Annotated in this window: 20 protein-coding genes; 19 read left to right on the top strand and 1 reads right to left on the bottom strand. The window is 37.7% G+C overall.

The window, feature by feature from the left end; translation table 11 throughout:
- The first annotated feature begins 32 nt into the window (after nucleotides 1-32).
- From BLR62_RS11250 to rsmI, 3 genes are read left to right on the top strand one after another with little or no spacing between them, the layout of a single operon-like run.
- Nucleotides 33-770 carry a tRNA1(Val) (adenine(37)-N6)-methyltransferase gene (locus BLR62_RS11250; RefSeq protein ID WP_090796999.1) on the top strand — a complete coding sequence of 246 codons (738 nt, stop codon included), beginning with the start codon at nucleotides 33-35 and terminating at the stop codon, nucleotides 768-770.
- A complete protein-coding gene (locus BLR62_RS11245) occupies nucleotides 760-1029 on the top strand; it encodes a GIY-YIG nuclease family protein (RefSeq protein ID WP_090796998.1) in 270 nt (89 codons plus the stop codon). The genes BLR62_RS11250 and BLR62_RS11245 overlap by 11 nt, the downstream gene beginning before the upstream one ends.
- Nucleotides 1022-1882: a 16S rRNA (cytidine(1402)-2'-O)-methyltransferase gene (gene rsmI / locus BLR62_RS11240; RefSeq protein ID WP_090796995.1), complete on the top strand. Its 861-nt coding sequence runs from the start codon at nucleotides 1022-1024 to the stop codon at nucleotides 1880-1882. The genes BLR62_RS11245 and rsmI overlap by 8 nt, the downstream gene beginning before the upstream one ends.
- 65 nt (nucleotides 1883-1947) lie before the next feature.
- Here the strand turns inward: rsmI and BLR62_RS11235 are convergent, their stop codons facing one another.
- Nucleotides 1948-2229 (bottom strand): transition state genes transcriptional regulator AbrB, encoded by a 282-nt coding sequence (locus tag BLR62_RS11235; RefSeq protein WP_090796994.1) that lies wholly within the window; start codon nucleotides 2227-2229, stop codon nucleotides 1948-1950.
- A 391-nt stretch (nucleotides 2230-2620) separates the two neighbouring features.
- On the opposite strand from BLR62_RS11235, the gene metG reads away from it, so the two are divergent.
- The 16 genes from metG (at nucleotide 2621) to BLR62_RS11155 (ending at nucleotide 17516) form a co-directional block, all read left to right on the top strand.
- Entirely contained in the window at nucleotides 2621-4570 is a 1950-nt protein-coding gene (gene metG, locus BLR62_RS11230; protein ID WP_090796991.1) for a methionine--tRNA ligase, read from the top strand.
- A gap of 112 nt (nucleotides 4571-4682) precedes the next feature.
- Entirely contained in the window at nucleotides 4683-5456 is a 774-nt protein-coding gene (locus BLR62_RS11225; protein ID WP_090796990.1) for a TatD family hydrolase, read from the top strand.
- 204 nt (nucleotides 5457-5660) lie between these two features.
- Nucleotides 5661-6869 (top strand): ubiquitin-like domain-containing protein, encoded by a 1209-nt coding sequence (locus BLR62_RS12675; protein ID WP_090796987.1) that lies wholly within the window; start codon nucleotides 5661-5663, stop codon nucleotides 6867-6869.
- A 123-nt stretch (nucleotides 6870-6992) separates the two neighbouring features.
- Nucleotides 6993-7553 carry a ribonuclease M5 gene (gene rnmV / locus BLR62_RS11215; protein ID WP_090796986.1) on the top strand — a complete coding sequence of 187 codons (561 nt, stop codon included), beginning with the start codon at nucleotides 6993-6995 and terminating at the stop codon, nucleotides 7551-7553.
- The gene (gene rsmA / locus BLR62_RS11210; RefSeq protein ID WP_090796983.1) at nucleotides 7546-8424 is read left to right on the top strand and encodes a 16S rRNA (adenine(1518)-N(6)/adenine(1519)-N(6))-dimethyltransferase RsmA; all 879 of its coding nucleotides are present in this window, start codon (nucleotides 7546-7548) and stop codon (nucleotides 8422-8424) included. Before rnmV ends, rsmA begins: the two co-directional genes overlap by 8 nt.
- A 100-nt stretch (nucleotides 8425-8524) precedes the next feature.
- Entirely contained in the window at nucleotides 8525-9391 is an 867-nt protein-coding gene (gene yabG / locus BLR62_RS11205) for a sporulation peptidase YabG (protein WP_090797030.1), read from the top strand.
- Nucleotides 9392-9498: 107 nt separating this feature from the next.
- Nucleotides 9499-9762, top strand: coding sequence for a biofilm formation stimulator Veg (gene veg, locus BLR62_RS11200; RefSeq protein WP_090796981.1), 264 nt, complete (start codon nucleotides 9499-9501; stop codon nucleotides 9760-9762).
- 222 nt (nucleotides 9763-9984) lie between these two features.
- Nucleotides 9985-10977 (top strand): ATP-binding cassette domain-containing protein, encoded by a 993-nt coding sequence (locus BLR62_RS11195; protein WP_090796979.1) that lies wholly within the window; start codon nucleotides 9985-9987, stop codon nucleotides 10975-10977.
- Nucleotides 10974-11795 (top strand): ABC transporter permease, encoded by an 822-nt coding sequence (locus BLR62_RS11190; RefSeq protein ID WP_090796977.1) that lies wholly within the window; start codon nucleotides 10974-10976, stop codon nucleotides 11793-11795. Before BLR62_RS11195 ends, BLR62_RS11190 begins: the two co-directional genes overlap by 4 nt.
- A gap of 64 nt (nucleotides 11796-11859) precedes the next feature.
- Nucleotides 11860-12675, top strand: a complete 816-nt coding sequence (gene purR, locus BLR62_RS11185) for a pur operon repressor (RefSeq protein WP_090796974.1) — start codon at nucleotides 11860-11862, stop codon at nucleotides 12673-12675.
- Between the two features lie 146 nt (nucleotides 12676-12821).
- Nucleotides 12822-13112, top strand: a complete 291-nt coding sequence (gene spoVG / locus BLR62_RS11180; RefSeq protein ID WP_090796973.1) for a septation regulator SpoVG — start codon at nucleotides 12822-12824, stop codon at nucleotides 13110-13112.
- Nucleotides 13113-13295: 183 nt separating this feature from the next.
- Entirely contained in the window at nucleotides 13296-14672 is a 1377-nt protein-coding gene (gene glmU, locus BLR62_RS11175) for a bifunctional UDP-N-acetylglucosamine diphosphorylase/glucosamine-1-phosphate N-acetyltransferase GlmU (protein WP_090796970.1), read from the top strand.
- A 20-nt stretch (nucleotides 14673-14692) separates the two neighbouring features.
- Nucleotides 14693-15646, top strand: a complete 954-nt coding sequence (locus tag BLR62_RS11170) for a ribose-phosphate diphosphokinase (RefSeq protein ID WP_090796968.1) — start codon at nucleotides 14693-14695, stop codon at nucleotides 15644-15646.
- 161 nt (nucleotides 15647-15807) lie between these two features.
- Nucleotides 15808-16458 (top strand): 50S ribosomal protein L25/general stress protein Ctc, encoded by a 651-nt coding sequence (locus BLR62_RS11165; protein WP_090797027.1) that lies wholly within the window; start codon nucleotides 15808-15810, stop codon nucleotides 16456-16458.
- A gap of 187 nt (nucleotides 16459-16645) precedes the next feature.
- Nucleotides 16646-17203, top strand: a complete 558-nt coding sequence (gene pth / locus BLR62_RS11160; protein WP_090796966.1) for an aminoacyl-tRNA hydrolase — start codon at nucleotides 16646-16648, stop codon at nucleotides 17201-17203.
- Between the two features lie 82 nt (nucleotides 17204-17285).
- Nucleotides 17286-17516 carry an anti-sigma-F factor Fin gene (locus BLR62_RS11155; protein ID WP_090796964.1) on the top strand — a complete coding sequence of 77 codons (231 nt, stop codon included), beginning with the start codon at nucleotides 17286-17288 and terminating at the stop codon, nucleotides 17514-17516.
- Nucleotides 17517-17581 lie beyond the last annotated feature (65 nt).

The raw sequence follows: 17581 nt of genomic DNA, 5'->3' as shown, positions 1-17581 counted from the left end.
TTAGCGATTGGGAGTAGAAAGAGGTTAGTGGTATGGTTTTATTACGAGATGACGAACGGTTAGATGATTTGTTTACGGATCAAACGATGAAAATTATACAGAGTGAGTGTGTTTTTTCTTATTCGATCGATGCGGTGTTACTGGCTCGCTTTGCTTCGGTTCCTTTAAAGCGTGGGAAGATCATCGATTTATGTACGGGTAATGGGGTTATCCCTCTTATGTTAAGTCGAGCGTCTTCTGTTCCGATTACAGGTGTTGAGATTCAAGAGCGCTTATACGATATGGCCAAAAGAAGTGTCACGCTTAATCAAAAAGAAGCACAGATTCATATGATTCATGATGATCTGAAAAATATGCCAAAACAAATTGGCAATGATAAATTTGATTTGGTAACAGTGAACCCGCCCTATTTTCAAACGAACAGTCAAGACCACTTAAACAAAAATGATCACTTAACAATTGCAAGGCATGAGTTGTTTGTGAATTTAGAAGAAGTGATTGAGACAACGAGTAAGCTTGTTAAATCAGGTGGAAAAGTGGCTATTGTTCATCGGCCTAATCGCCTTGTTGACCTTTTAACGTTGATGCGTTTTTATAAATTGGAGCCGAAACGCATACAATTTGTCTATCCTAAAAAGGGTAAAGAGGCGAATATTTTATTAGTAGAAGCAATTCGGGATGGCCGTCCTGATGTGAAATTACTGGACCCGTTATATGTGTTCAATTCAGATGGCAGTTATACTGAGGAGTTGAGACAGCTTGTGTTCTAACCATTATGTTTATATCTTGAAGTGTAAGGATCGTTCTTATTACACAGGATATACAACGAATGTTGAGCATCGACTTAAAATGCATGAATCGAATAAGGGGGCTAAATATACACGAGGTCGTGGCCCCTTTCAACTTTGTTATGTGGAAGCATGCGAAAGTAAATCGGAAGCGTTAAGACGAGAGTATCAAATTAAACAATTATCGAAACAACAAAAAATGGCGCTTATTGACCAAAACGAGGTGAAAAAAAGTGACTGATCGCAGTACAAAAGAAAACGGAACATTATATGTCGTTCCTACTCCAATTGGTAATTTGGATGATTTAACGATTCGCGCGCTGAATACCCTTAAAGAAGTAGATGTCATAGCGGCAGAAGATACACGTAATACTCAGAAGTTATTAAATCATTTTAATATAACGACACGCATCATTAGTTATCATGAACATAGTGACAAAAAGCGAACGGATTATTTGATTGAACAATTAAGTGAAGGCAAATCAATTGCTCTTGTGAGTGATGCTGGTATGCCAGGGATTAGTGACCCTGGTGAGGTGCTCATTAAAGAGGCGATTGCGGCTAATTATCATGTCGTTGTGTTGCCTGGAGCGAATGCTGCTTTAACAGCGCTTGTTGGATCTGGTTTAAATACAGATCAATTTTATTTCTACGGCTTTCTTCCGAGAAAGAATAAAGAAAAAAAAGCCGCTATTGAGCTATTAAAAAAGCAACCCTCAACGATCATTCTTTATGAATCTCCATATCGTGTGAAAGAAACATTGATGCTTTTACACAAAGAGTTAGGTGATCGGAACGTCGCTTTAGCCAGAGAACTGACAAAGCGATTCGAAGAGTATATCAGAGGCACTTTATCAGAGGCGCTTGATTGGATGGAAACAGGTGTCATTAAAGGTGAATTTTGCATTGTCATTGAAGGTGGTCAACCGGATACCTCAGAAGAAGATGAGTGGTGGAAGGTGCTTTCAGTGAAAGAGCACGTGGAAACGTACATGAACCGTGATGATGTTTCGTCAAAAGTTGCAATTAAACAAGTGGCCAAAGATCGTAATGTTGCAAAACGTGAGATCTATCAGCATTATCATATTGATTAGGAAAAGAAATCAAAAGAGAGCGCCATCAAAAATGTTGATGGCGCTCTCTTTTTTAGCGATGCTACTTATTTGTCTTCTAATGACTGGTTAATTTCTTTTACGAGTTCTTTTGCGCCTTCTGGGCTCAGAACTAATTTACCATCAGCAAGTGATAAGTTATGATCTGAAATTTCACCAGTAACTTGGCACGTCATGCTTGGCTTATATTTCTGTAAGATGATGCGCTCATCGTCTACATAAATTTCTAAAGCATCTTTTTCAGCGATTCCGAGTGTGCGACGTAATTCGATTGGAATCACGACACGTCCAAGTTCATCAACCTTACGTACAATACCTGTAGATTTCATTTTGTTCTCCCCTTTAAAATAATTTCGGCATATTTCGACAATACCTAAGTAGAATGTACCAGTTATTTCTATAAGTGTCAATTAAAAAATTCCAAAAAAAGTTGTTTCAAGGAAAAATAAATCCATATTATTCAGTTGAATACGCTATATAGAAATATTTTGTCTTAAAAATAAAAAAACAATCATACAGAATATCTTTTTAATCAAACGATGCTTACTGACTAAATATTTTCCCGTTTGGAAAAAATGAAAACAAATGGTGGTGAAGAAATCAACAGATAAACATGGAAAAATAACGCTAAAAACGCTACAATGAAGAGAAATGATTTTTATAATGAGGTCTATTCGATCAATGGGGATCTAGATATACAGAATTGAAGGAGGAATTGAAATGACGGATAAGAAAACTTTTTATATTACCACCCCAATTTATTACCCAAGTGGTAACTTGCACATAGGCCATGCCTATACAACGGTTGCGGGCGATGCGATGGCACGCTATAAACGCTTGCGCGGTTATGATGTTATGTATTTAACAGGTACGGATGAACACGGTCAAAAAATACAGAAAAAAGCAGATGAAGCGGGTGTTGAACCTCAAGCTTATGTCGATGAGATTGTAAGTGGTATTAAAACACTTTGGGATAAGCTTGATATTTCATACGGTGATTTTATCCGAACAACTGAAAAACGACATAAAGACGTTGTTGAAAAAATCTTTAAACAGTTACTTGACCAAGGTGATATTTATTTAGATGAATATGAAGGTTGGTACTGTACATCGTGTGAATCATTCTTTACAGAGCGTCAACTTGAATCAGGTAATTGCCCAGATTGCGGTGGGCCTGTTGATAAAGTGAAAGAAGAGTCGTATTTCTTTAAAATGAGTAAATACGTAGATCAATTGCTTGAATTTTATGAAGCAAATCCTCACTTCATTCAACCTGAGAGTCGTAAAAACGAAATGATTAATAATTTTATAAAACCCGGTTTAGAAGACTTAGCAGTATCTCGTACAACATTTGATTGGGGCGTCAAAGTTCCAGGTGATCCGAAGCATGTCATTTACGTTTGGATTGATGCGCTAAGTAACTACATCACGGCTCTTGGCTATGGTAGTGACGATGATTCAGATTTCCAAAAATACTGGCCGGCAGATGTCCATTTGATGAGTAAAGAGATTGTTCGTTTCCATACGATTTATTGGCCAATCATGTTAATGGCACTTGACCTGCCGTTACCTAAACAAGTATTTGCTCACGGATGGATATTAATGAAAGACGGTAAAATGTCGAAATCAAAAGGGAATGTCGTTGATCCGATTTCACTGACAGATCGTTATGGCTTGGATGCATTGCGCTATTACTTATTAAGAGAAGTGCCGTTTGGATCAGATGGTGTCTTTACACCTGAAGGATTCGTCGAGCGTGTGAACTATGATTTAGCGAACGATTTAGGAAACTTACTCAATCGTACTGTTGCGATGATTGATAAATATTTCGACGGTGAAATGCCAGCCTTTAATGGTGCAGAAGATGAATATGATCAACAGCTTGAGCAAATGGCAACTGACACAGTCGAAAAAGTAGAACAAGCGATGGAAAATATGGAATTTAGTATTGCGCTGTCAACGATTTGGCAATATATTAGTCGTACGAATAAGTATATTGATGAAACAGCGCCATGGATATTAGCAAAAGACGAAAGTTCTAAAGACCGCTTAGGTAATGTGATGGCTCATCTAGCTGACGCCCTAAGACGAATTGCTGTTCTATTACAACCATTCTTAACAGAATCACCAAAAGCAATCTTCACTCAACTCGGTGTAACGAGTGAAGAGGATAAGACATGGGAAAGCTTATTGAAAACAGATGTGATTAAAAAAGGCACTTTAGTGAAAAAAGAAGCGCCAATCTTCCCGCGTCTAGATGTTGAAGAAGAAACCCAAACAATTAAAGATATGATGAAAAAGCCAGCTCCAGAAAAGACACAAGATACAGAGCCGATTAAAGAAGAAATTCAGTACGATGATTTTATCAATCTAGATTTACGTGTAGCAGAAATCATTAAAGCTGAAAAAATGAAAAAGGCTGATAAATTGCTAAAAATTTATGTTGATTTAGGTATGGAAAAACGTCAAATTATTTCTGGTATTAGTCAACACTACGCACCAGAGGATTTAGTCGGTAAGAAAGTGATTTGTGTTGCCAATCTAAAACCGGTTAAATTACGCGGTGAATTGTCACAAGGAATGATTTTAACAGGGGAAGATGCAGATGGTAATCTGTCTCTTACGACTGTCCAAGATCCGAACATGCCGAATGGATCGGTTGTTAAGTAAGAATATATTTTTCTTAAGACTATTGTTTGCTAACAAGCAGGGTATAGACATTTATGCCCTGCTAGGCACAATAGTTTTTTGTCTGTTTAGTTCAATTCGAGGAGGAGATTAAATGTTAATCGATACACATGTCCATTTAAATGTGGAGCATTTTGATGAAGATCGCGAAGACGTGATTGACCGAGCGCTAGAAGCGGGTGTAGAACGAATGGTAGTCGTTGGTTTTGATCACGAGACGATCCCAAAGGCGATTGAACTTGCTGAGGCGTATTCATTTATATATGCGGCCGTTGGTTGGCACCCGGTTGATGCGATTGATTTTACTGATCAAGAATATGAGTGGCTAAAAGAGCTTTCTCAACATGAAAAAGTGGTCGCGATTGGTGAGACAGGTCTTGATTATCATTGGGATAAGTCACCGAAAGCTGTACAAAAAGAGGTTTTTAAAAAGCAAATTCAACTTGCAAAAGATGTGAACTTACCGATTATAGTGCATAATCGTGAGGCAACGGAAGATATTATTCACATCTTACAAGAAGAGAATGCAAATGAAGTCGGTGGTATCATGCATTGTTATAACGATTCTGTTGATTACATTCAAGCAGCACTAGACATGGATTTCTATATTTCTCTAGGGGGCCCTGTTACCTTTAAGAATGCAACAATGCCAAAGGAAGTCGCTAAAGAAGTGCCAATTGATCGCCTATTAGTCGAAACAGATTGTCCATTTCTAGCGCCCCATCCTAATCGAGGAAAAAGAAATGAGCCGAGTTATGTCACTTTAGTTGCAGATCAAATTGCATCACTACGAAATATTACGCGTCAAGAGCTTGATGAGGCAACCACTCGGAATGCGATGCGCCTATTTTACCGAATGAAAAAGTAGTCCAATCGTTCTATGTTACGGTTGTGTAACGAAAAGTGCGAGTTGTAACCATTTCTTAATGAATGTGCAACAAGGTACCCCTATGTCTATATGGATGTTGATATGACAGTGTTTTAGGACGTAATAATCGAAAATGAGCGGTTTGACATCCTTTTTCTCAGTATATATAATACATTGGCACGATGAAAAAGGAGGCAAATACGCATGAATTTAAAAACGAAGCTATTGCCAGTATTAAAAAGTAAATGGACAATGTCGATTGCAGCCGCTTTTGCATTTGTTATCGTAGCTGGTTTTGTTGCATTTGAAGCGACAAAAGCTGAAGTTCAATTCACGCATAATGAAGAGACTGAAACAGTCGTTACACACGCAAACACTGTTGAAGAATTATTAACAGAGTTAGATATAGAGATAAGCGAACACGATGAATTGAGTCATACATTAGAAGATGAAATTGAATCAGAAATGGAAATTGTTTATCAAGAAGCAAAATCCGTTACGTTAGTTGTTGATGATGAACAAAGTAGTCATTATACAACTGAAGACACAGTCGAAGACTTTCTTAATGAAATAGCTCTAGAAGTAGAAGATCACGACGAGGTTAACGTCGATCTTGATGAGTCAATTGAAGAGGACTTAGAGATTACCATTGACTATGCGATTGAGATCACAGTAGAAGATGCAGGTGAAGAAGAAAATTATTGGACAACTGAAGAGACAGTTGAAGATTTATTAGAAACAGAGGAAATTGAATTAGATGAATTAGATGAAGTAGAGCCAGGATTAGATGAATCACTTGATCAAGATCTAACGATTTCAATTACACGAGTAGAAGAAGAATCAGAAGTTGTTGAAGAAAGCATTGACTTCTCAACCGTAAGACGTAACGATGATTCTTTAGAAGAGGGAACAGAAGAAGTCGTGGAATCAGGCTCAGAAGGTACAGTTGAAAAAGAATACCTTATCCGTATTGAAAACGGTGAGGAAGTTGACCGTGAACTTGTCAGTGAAGACGTTAAAGAAGAAGCAGAGGAACGTGTTATTGCAGTAGGTACACAGCCTGTACAAGAAACGGTTTCACGTGGTGGCTCATCATCAAATGACGAGGCTCCTTCTTCAGGAAACACGATGACAATGGAAGCGACAGCTTATAATTGGAATTGTGCTACATGTGATGGTAGAGGTCGTACAGCAACAGGATACAACTTAAAAGAAAATCCAGATGGTGTCGTCGCAGTTGACCCAAGTGTGATTCCACTAGGAACAAGAGTTTATGTTGAAGGCTACGGCTATGCAGTAGCACGTGATACAGGTGGTGCAATTCAAGGAAATAAAATTGATTTGCATATGAGATCAAATGCAGAAGCCAATCGATTCGGTCGTCAAACAGTGGAAGTTCAGATCGTTGACTAATATAAAGAGACAGATCCTTGCAGGTGCTCTAAGTGCCTGCAAGTTTTTTAATTCATTCGTTTCTTTAGTAATGAATGAACTTGTATTATAATAGACAGAAGTATGAGTTTGGAGGATGAGCATTTGCGAATGAAAGAAATAATCGTCGTTGAAGGACGAGATGATACCGCTAAAATTAAACAAGCAATTGATGCTGATACGATTGAGACAAATGGGTCAGCCATTAATGATGATATACTTGAACAAATTAGGCACGCTAAACAAAAAAGAGGCGTGATTATTTTTACAGATCCAGATTATCCAGGTAAACGCATTCGTCATATCATAGATGAGGCTGTTCCAGGTTGTAAGCATGCCTTTTTAACAAAAAATGAGGCTAAGCAAAAGCACAAAAAAAGTCTTGGGATTGAACATGCTACGCTTGATGTGATTCGACAAGCTTTATCACAAGTGTATGAAATAGGTCATGAAATAGAACCTGAGATCACAAAAGAGATGTTATATCAATATGGGTTAATCGGTGGAAAAAAAGCGAGTTCAAGACGAGATGCTTTAACGAAAGAGCTAAGAATAGGTCATGCAAATGGTAAACAATTATTAAAAAGACTTCAAATGTTTCATATTACAAAGGAACAATTCGATCGCGTCATGAATGAGATCATTCAGGAGGAAGAAGATGAGTAAAGAAAAAGCAATTGCCACACCGACATTAACCAATTACTATTTAAAAAAATATGGTTTTTCATTTAAGAAAAGCTTGGGTCAAAACTTTATTATTGATGTCAATACATTGACGAATATTATAGAAGCGGCAGGTATTACAAAAGAAGTAGGTGCGATTGAAATTGGCCCGGGTATGGGCGCTCTAACTGAACAACTTGCTCGTCATGCTGAGCGTGTCTTAGCTTTTGAAATTGATTCACGTTTAGAAGCTGTTTTATCGGATACATTATCCGATTATGACAATATTGAAATCGTGTACCAAGATGTATTAAAAGCCGATCTGAAAACGATTATTGAACAAACATTTTCAGAAGGCCAAGCTCTTAAGCTCGTTGCCAACCTACCGTATTATGTGACGACACCTATTATTATGTCTCTTTTAACGAGTGATTTACCGCTTGATAGTTTAACGGTTATGATCCAAAAAGAAGTCGCCGATCGAATGGCTGCAAAGCCGAATTCTAAAGCATACGGTTCTCTTTCGATTGCGGTCCAATACTACACTAATGCACATGTTTCTTTTATTGTCCCTAAAACGGTCTTTATGCCTCAACCTAATGTTGATTCGGCTGTATTACATCTTAATTATCGCCAAACCCCACCTGTAGAGGTTAAAGATGAATCGTTCTTTTTTGAGATCGTAAAAGCAGGGTTTGTGCAACGCCGCAAAACTCTTAGAAATAATTTGAACCGACACTTTAAAGGTGTGATTGAAAAAGAAAAAATCGAATCAATCTTTGGCGAGACAGGGATTGACGGAACACGTAGAGCTGAATCTTTAGCAATGGAAGAATTCGCAACGTTATCAAATGCTCTTTTCATTCATCAATAAATCTGAACTCACTCAAGTCGAGTGGGTTTATTTTTTTAGGCGAATCACTTACTGAACTCTTTTTTCATACGATAGGTGTGAGGTGAAAAGAGGGGGGAGAATAATGATCGTAAAAGGTGATCTTGTCACAAGGCGATCTTACCAACACGATATATTATTTCGGGTTCAGATGATCGAACAAGACGAGGCGATTTTATTTGGTGAAGATATTCGTTTAGAAGCAGATGCCCCGATCGATGACTTAATAAAAGTTGATGAAACATTAAAAGAACGATTTGATCAACGTGAAGAGGATCAACAAGCCTATTCCTATCGTTTATTTAAGCAAGATTATCAATTAATGAAAGAACAAAACAAACCAGATCCTATTATAGAACACGAGATACATCCACATTCGTTTCAAATACCGGCGAAGGTGTTGCATTTGGACGGAGATAAACAGTACTTAAAAAAATGTATTGAGCTGTATAAGAAGCTAGATATACACGTGCAAGGCCTTTATATTGAAGAAGAAAATATGCCACTTGAAATTACGTCACTCATTAAACGTATTCAACCGAATATTATTGTCATTACAGGTCATGATGCCTATTCAGAAAAAAAGGGTAAAAAGCGTGAATTGAAAGCTTACAGGAACACTAGGTACTTTGTAGAAGCGGTGCGAAAAGCGAGAGAACTAGAGCCCAATTTAGATCAGCTCATTGTATTTGCGGGAGCTTGTCAATCTCACTTTCAATCATTAATACGTGCGGGAGCTAATTTCGCAAGCTCGCCTAGTCGGGTGAACATTCATGCGCTTGATCCCGTTTATATTGTTGCCAAGTTGACCCATACATCGTTTATGGATAAAGTGACGATAGAAGAAGCACTTAAACATACACGATCTAAAGAAGAGGGAATAGGGGGCGTTGAAACACGTGGCTGCCTAAGGGTTGGAAGGCCTTTTATTGAAAATTTAGTTGATTAGATGAAAAATAAGTTATTGACATCTTAAACAAATTATTGTTATAATGTAATATTTTATTGACGATAAACCATATATGTGCTACAATGAATGAAGTGAGGTGGAGTATATTGGCTAAAACGTTAATTGAAATCAAACGTACTTTGGACGACCAGATTGGAAAACGCTTGAAGCTTGTTGCAAATGGCGGAAGAAAGAGAACGGTAGAACGTTATGGAACATTAGAGGAAACATATCCATCGGTCTTTATTGTAGCTTTAGACCAACAGGAAAATGCCTTTGAACGTGTTTCGTATAGCTATGCAGATGTACTTACAGAGACGGTAGAACTTAGTTTTGTAGAAGAAAGACATAAGGTTGTTGTTGAGCAGTAGCGATCAAGCTTACTGCTTTTTTTATGTGCAAAAAGATAAGTGTATTAACTAACTGTCGTATTTATTTCAACTGTGGCAATATTATTTAACTAAAAAAGGATTTATTGATATTTGGGGCGAATTTGTCATAATAAATATTTCTTTTCATCAATACAGTTGATTTGATCATATCTTAATGTAATACATTTTAAGCTGTAGACTACTGAGGGGGAGTGTATTGATATGAAAGAAAAAAATGAGGATACATGGGCAATAGAGACAACGGATCTTGTTAAACATTTTGGAGACAACCGAGCGGTAGATGGTGTGAATTTAAAAGTGAAAAAAGGTTCTATTTATGGCGTTTTGGGGCCTAATGGCGCAGGGAAAACAACAGCGATTCGCATGTTGACAACATTACTAAAGCCTGACGCCGGTACAGCAAACGTTTTAGGTTTTGATGTCATTAAGGATGCGAATCAGGTCAAACAACGTATTAGTTTAACGGGGCAGTTTGCTTCATTAGATGAAGATCTATCAGGCCTTGAAAATATGGTGATGATTGGTCGCCTTTTAGGGTTTAGTCGAAAAGAAGCCAAACAACGTGGAATGGAGCTTTTAATGGCTTTTGGTTTACAAGATGCGGCAAAAAGACAAGTGAAAAATTATTCTGGCGGTATGCGAAGACGATTAGATATCGCTGCAAGTATTATTGTTTCACCAGAAATACTATTTCTAGATGAGCCGACAACTGGGCTCGATCCTAGAAGTCGAAATCAAGTTTGGGATATTATAAGGCTGTTAGTTGATGCGGGAACGACGGTACTTTTGACAACACAATATTTAGATGAGGCAGATCAACTCGCGGATCGAATTGCGGTTATTGATCATGGAGAGGTTATTGCTGAGGGTACGAGTAGTGAACTAAAGGCATCTGTAGGGAGTGGGAAACTACACGTGCGTGTATTGAACCCTGATATGCGTGATCGCGCTGCTGAGATATTAAAAGAATCAATTGAAGCGGACGTTCATCTGGCATCTGATCCACTTGTGATCACAGCGCAAGTGTCTGATCATTCTCGAGTCGCAAGGGCGCTGACAGCTTTGGAATCTGCTGAGATTACCATGACTGATTTTTCGTTAGGGCAACCAAGTCTTGATGAGGTGTTTTTAACCTTAACTGGAAAACCTGCTGAGGCTGAGAATGAGGTAGAAGAAGTGGAGGAGACAGCATGAGTCAAAGTATGAATCAAAACGAAGCAATTAAACAGGCATTATCTAACCATTCACGTCCGAAACAAGCTAGTGCTCTTTCGACCTGTATGACATTTAGCGGGCGTATGCTTCTTAAAATTAAGTACGTTCCAGAACAACTATTCGATGTGACAGCCTTTCCGGTCATTTACCTACTTATGTTCACTTATTTGTTTGGTGGCGCCATTGCTGGCTCGACAAGTGCTTATTTACAATTTGTTTTGCCAGGTATTCTTGTCATGACGGTTGTAATGATCACGATGTATACAGGGATTGAATTAAATAATGATATTAAAAAAGGTGTTTTTGATCGTTTTAGAACATTGCCGATATGGAGCCCGTCTGTATTGATTGGCGCCTTGATTGTTGATGTGGTTCGCTATTCACTTGCGTCTACCATTATGCTTATATTGGGTTATGCACTAGGATTTCGAGCGGATGGAGGACTTTTGGGAATCTTATTGGGATTAGCAACCTTACTATTCTTTGCTTTTAGTATTTCATGGATTTGGACATCACTCAGTTTGGTGATGCGATCTGAGAAGTCTTTAATGGCAGCTAGTATGGCAATCCTTTTCCCAATCACATTTGTGAGTAATGTCTTTGTAGCTCCAGAAACGATGCCAAGTTGGTTAGAATCGTTTGTGAACGTAAACCCTATATCCTTATTAGTTGATACGGTTAGAGGGTTTATGGATGGCACGCCAGATTATACGGCATTAATATGGGTCGTTGTCGTTTCGGTTTTATTAATTGCTATTTTTAGTCCGCTAACGATGTATCTTTATAAAAAGAAATAAACTTGATTAAAACCGTATATAATGTTATGTTTAATTGAAAATATTCGGTTTTAGAGGTGAAGTTATGAAAAGAAGTGACCGTTTGATCGGTATGACGCATTATGTACTAGAACATCCGTTAACATTAATTTCTCTTCCATTTTTTGCAGAACGTTATGATGCAGCAAAATCGTCAATTAGTGAAGACTTGACGATAATGGACAAAATGTTAAGAGAAGAGGGATTAGGCTTTTTAGAATCTGTATCAGGAGCAGCTGGTGGTGTTAAATACATACCAACGATTGATTCAAAAGAGAGTGAAGCATTTATTAACACACTTTCGCAACGATTAGAAGATCCTGAAAGAATTCTACCTGGTGGTTACTTATTTATGAGTGATGTTCTAGGTGAACCCGATACGGTTCGTATGATCGGTCGGTTGTTTGCAAGTCAATTCTATTCGCTTAATGTCGATGCAATTGTGACTGTCGCAACAAAAGGTATTCCTATTGCTTATGCCGTTGCTTCTTTTTTAAACGTCCCTGTTGTGATTGTTAGAAGAGATCCAAAGATTACAGAAGGTTCAACTGTCAGTATTAATTATGTATCTGGATCCTCTAGGAAAATTCAAACGATGGTATTAACAAAAAGAAGTCTAAAGCAAGGTTCGACTGTTTGTATTATTGATGATTTTATGAAAGCAGGCGGCACGATTGATGGCATGAAGAGTTTATTGAAAGAATTCGATGCACACGTTGCAGGAATTGGTGTCTTAGCTGAAGCGGAAGATGAAGAAGATGAGCGCGTGGTTGATGATTACACATCGCTTTTAAAAATTTCAAATGTTGATGTCAAAAATGAACGGATCACCATCGACAAAGGTAATTACTTCTCAAATTAATCGTTTATAAGTTGTGAACACTTAGTATAAATGTGACAAAACGGTTAAATTTTACTAGAAACTATAAAATTCAGCAGGAAAACACCTGCCTTATGTTGAACTTACGAGTAGCAATTGTTTGATTAGGCAGAAAGGAAGGTGACGAAATGGAAGTAACTGATGTTAGACTGCGCAGCGTAGAAAGCGATAGTCGTATGAAGGCTATTTCTTCAATTACGTTGGATGAGGAGTTTGTTATTCACGACATCCGCGTCATCGATGGGAATAATGGTTTGTTTGTTGCAATGCCATCTAAACGAACGCCAGATGGACAATTTAGAGATATTGCACATCCCATTAATGCAAACATGCGAGCGAAGATACAAGATGCTGTATTGTCTAAGTATGATGAAGTCGCTGAATCAAAGCGGGAATATGAAGAAGCTGGTGTATCTTAATCACTTCTTTAGAGAAGTCTAATCCATAATGATTAGGCTTTTTTTATGTCTTCATCAAACGATCTCGTTGACTCTATTGAAATAGTCAGGGTTTTAAGGTATATTCTTTAATGGTATAATTTTAATAGTCAAAGTCTTACTCAACAAACTTGAGATGACTTAATAATATCGGAGGTTTCCTTCATGGTTAATAAATATGCAGTTGTTCTAGCAGCTGGGCAAGGAACACGAATGAAATCGAAGCTCTATAAAGTGCTTCACCCTGTCATGAATCGACCAATGGTTCAACATGTTGTCGATCAATTAGTCGGACTCGATTTAGATGAGATTATTACGGTAGTTGGGTTCGGAGCTGAAAAGGTACAAGAACAATTAGGAGATTCATCTCAGTTCGTTTTACAAGAAGAACAATTAGGTACGGGGCATGCTGTTTTACAAGCAGAAGACTTACTCAAAGACCAAAAAGGTGTAACGTTAGTTGTTTGTGGTGATACGCCACTTTTAACGAAAGAAACGTTGCAGTCACTTTTTGATTATCACACAAAAGAAGAAGCAACGGTGACTGTATTAACCGCTATGATGGATGATGCAACAGGGTATGGTCGAATCATCCGTGATGAATCCAATCAAGTGCAGAAGATTGTTGAGCATAAAGATGCAAACGCAGAGGAGCTCGCAGTTAATGAAATTAATACAGCGACCTATTGTTTTGATAATGCCTTTTTATTTGATGCATTAAACAACGTATCAAATGAAAATGCACAAGGTGAATACTACTTGCCAGATGTCATCGAAATGGCTCAATTACAGAATAAGAAAGTTGCCGCATTTAAAACAGATGATCCGAATGAAACGATCGGTGTCAATGATCGTGTTGCTTTATCGACTGCTGAAAGACTCATGAAAGAGCGGATTAATAAGCAGCATATGAAAAATGGGGTAACGATTGTGGATCCTAATCATACATACATCGCACCGGGTGTTAAAATTGAATCAGATGTCACCATTGAACCAGGATCTATAATAAAAGGCGATACTTACATTGAAGAAGGTACGGTGATCGGACCTAACAGCGAGATCACAGATTGTCATATTGGAAAGGAATCCGTTCTAAAACAAAGTGTAGCAACTGAAAGCAAAATAGGTTCTCGTGTTCACGTAGGCCCGTATGCGCATATTCGTCCAGCATCTGACTTAGGTGATGATGTTAAGGTTGGTAACTTTGTTGAAATCAAAAAGTCACAGGTTAATTCGAGAAGTAAAGTATCACACTTAAGCTATATAGGTGATGCTGAAATTGGTGAGAACGTAAATGTTGGTTGCGGAAGTATCACAGTGAATTATGATGGTGAAAATAAATTTAAAACCGTCATTGAAGATGATGTCTTTATTGGTTGCAATACAAATTTAATTGCACCTGTTACAATAGAAAAAGGCGCATTAGTTGCTGCTGGGTCAACGATTAATAAAGATGTTCCATCTGAAGCTTTATCGATTGCCAGGGCAAAACAGTCTAATAAAGAGGGTTACGCAAAAAAGTTTAATAAATTATTAAAATAGACACGATGGAGGTTTATGGCATGTCTCAAACTTATCAAGATCGAAAGCTAAAAGTATTCACGCTTAATTCCAACCCTGATTTGGCCAATGAAATTGCAGAACAAATTGGCGTGCCAATGGGCGAATGCTCAGTAACAAGCTTCAGTGATGGAGAAATCCAGATCAACATTGAAGAAAGCGTTCGTGGTTGTGATGTTTATGTGGTGCAATCAACAAGTGCTCCCGTTAACAAGCATATTATGGAACTTCTCATTATGATTGATGCATTAAAGCGTGCATCAGCTCAAACGATTAATGTCGTCATTCCTTACTATGGTTACGCAAGACAAGATCGTAAAGCACGTGCAAGAGAACCGATCACAGCAAAACTTGTAGCTGATATTCTCCAGGTTGCAGGTGCCTCACGTGTGATTACACTTGATTTACATGCACCTCAAATCCAAGGGTTCTTTAACATTCCAGTTGATCAACTGGTTGGGGTTCCAATTTTGGGTGATTACTGGAATGAAAAAGGACTAGATGATGTTGTAATCGTCTCACCTGACCACGGTGGTGTATCACGTGCGCGTCAATTAGCTGAAAGGCTAAAGGCTCCAATTGCAATTATTGATAAGCGCCGACCGAAACCTAACGTGGCAGAAGTGATGAACATTGTTGGTGATGTAGAAGGAAGAACGGCGATTTTAATTGATGATATGATTGATACAGCAGGTACGATCAGTTTAGCTGCAAATGCGCTAATTAAAAGCGGTGCTACAGATGTTTATGCATGCTGTACACATCCAGTCTTATCAGGGCCTGCTTTGGATCGGATTGGAGACTCACCAATTAAAGAGCTCGTCGTGACGAATTCAATTCCATTACCAGAAGAAAAACAAACAGAAAAAGTAAGAATTTTATCTGTTGCACCACTAATCAGCGAAGCGATTATTCGTGTGCACGAAGAACTTTCTGTTAGTGTCCTATTTGACTAATCTTTAAGAATTAGGTTTAATAAGGTATAGTAGAGGGTAAATAGGTAGTCAGCAATTATTATTTCCTATCGACAAGATGAGGCAGTGACTTGGCGATAGTTAAATAAATCAAGTATATTGATTATTTGAATGGCTATGAATGAAAATTATTGGAGGTTAAAATAATGGCAACATTAAAAGCAGTACGCAGAAATGATTTAACTAAAGGAAGTACAAAGAGTATAAGAGACGCGGGCATGGTACCGTCTGTCGTATATGGTCACAACAATGACCCTATCACAGTTGCGGTTAATACGATTGAATTATTAAAAACAGTTCGTGATGAAGGACGTAACACGATCATCTCTTTAGATGTTGAAGATGGTGAAACGGTAGATGTTATGCTACATGATTATCAAATTGAACCGTTAAAAGACCAATTAATTCATGCAGACTTTTATGTTGTTGACATGTCTCAAGAAATGGACGTCAACGTATCTGTTCACTTATTAGGTGAAGCAATTGGTTCTAAAGAAGGTGGCGTACTACAACAACCACTTTATGAAGTACTTGTTCGTGCTAAACCTAGAGAAATTCCTGAAGAGATCACAGTTGATGTATCTGAATTAAATGTTGGGGATTCAATTATGATCTCTGACTTAAAAGATGGTAAGAATTACGAGATCTTAGAAGATGAAAATACAACGATTGTAACGGTAACAGCTCCAGATTCTGAAGAAGACTTAGAAGAAACTGAAGAAGATGAAGACGCTGAACCAGAACTTGTTGGCCAAAAAGGTGACAGTGGAGAAGAAGAGGAAGAAACAGAGTAAATCGTGTAGATAGTGATATAACGAGTCGCTTACAAGAATGATTCATTCAATTTATTGAATGAATCATTCGTTTTATTATGTCTGCTTTAGTTGAAATCTGAACAAGTCATTTTGGATGCCTTTATTTTTCACGCATTAATGCGTACAATAGGACTTGAGCAAATGAATAAAGGAAGCGTGTATATTTATGAAATGTATAGTAGGTTTAGGTAATCCGGGTCTTCGATATGCTAAAACAAGGCATAACATCGGTTTTATGGTGATTGATGAGCTGATTAAACGACACAAATGGTCTTTACAAAAAAATAAATTTAAAGGTCACTTGACGAAAGAACGAGTGAGCGATGAGCAGATTATTTTACTCAAACCTCAAACATATATGAACCGATCTGGTGAAAGCATTAAGGAACTGATGGATTTTTATCAATTAGAGCCTGAAGATGTATTAGTGATTTATGATGATTTAGATTTACCGACTGGTAAAATTAGATTAAGACAAACTGGTGGACATGGCGGTCATAATGGCATCCGCTCCATCATTGATCAATTACAATCGAAACAATTTAATCGATTACGGATGGGTATTGATCGACCTAAAGAAAGTGTATCTGTTGTGGATCATGTTCTAGGTAAATTTCCAAAATCTGATAAGGTATCTGTTGATCAAAGTATTCAAAAAGCGGCAGATGCATGTGAAACATGGTTTGAAAAGTCATTCCAAGAAGTCATGAATGAATTTAATTAAATGGCATAAACTCTCCATAGACGTATAAATGATCGTCTAAACCGTCAATACTTTTAGACATCCGTTCTTTAGGAGGGTTAGTGTGCATGTTCGTTATCGATGCAAACATTGTTTCTCAATACTTGCTGAACTGAATCATCAACGTTTAACATTTGAACAATTAGGGTTTAGGTATTTTACAACAGAAGAACAAAAACAAATGACAAAGAAAACCGAATCAGGTGTGGTTGATGTTTTTGTCATTTGTGAAAGCTGTGAAGATGCCTTGAAAACTTACCCAGACTATCATGAGCTTGATTATTTCATCCATTAATGATCGATCCGAACGCGTATAAGAAAGCTTTGGTTTTTTAAAACCAAAGCATTTTTGTACGTTCA

This window comes from Pelagirhabdus alkalitolerans (assembly GCF_900096905.1).
Taxonomy (GTDB): domain Bacteria; phylum Bacillota; class Bacilli; order Bacillales; family Amphibacillaceae; genus Pelagirhabdus; species Pelagirhabdus alkalitolerans.
Note: the sequence above shows the minus strand (reverse complement) of the source record. Positions and strands in the feature narration are given on the sequence as shown.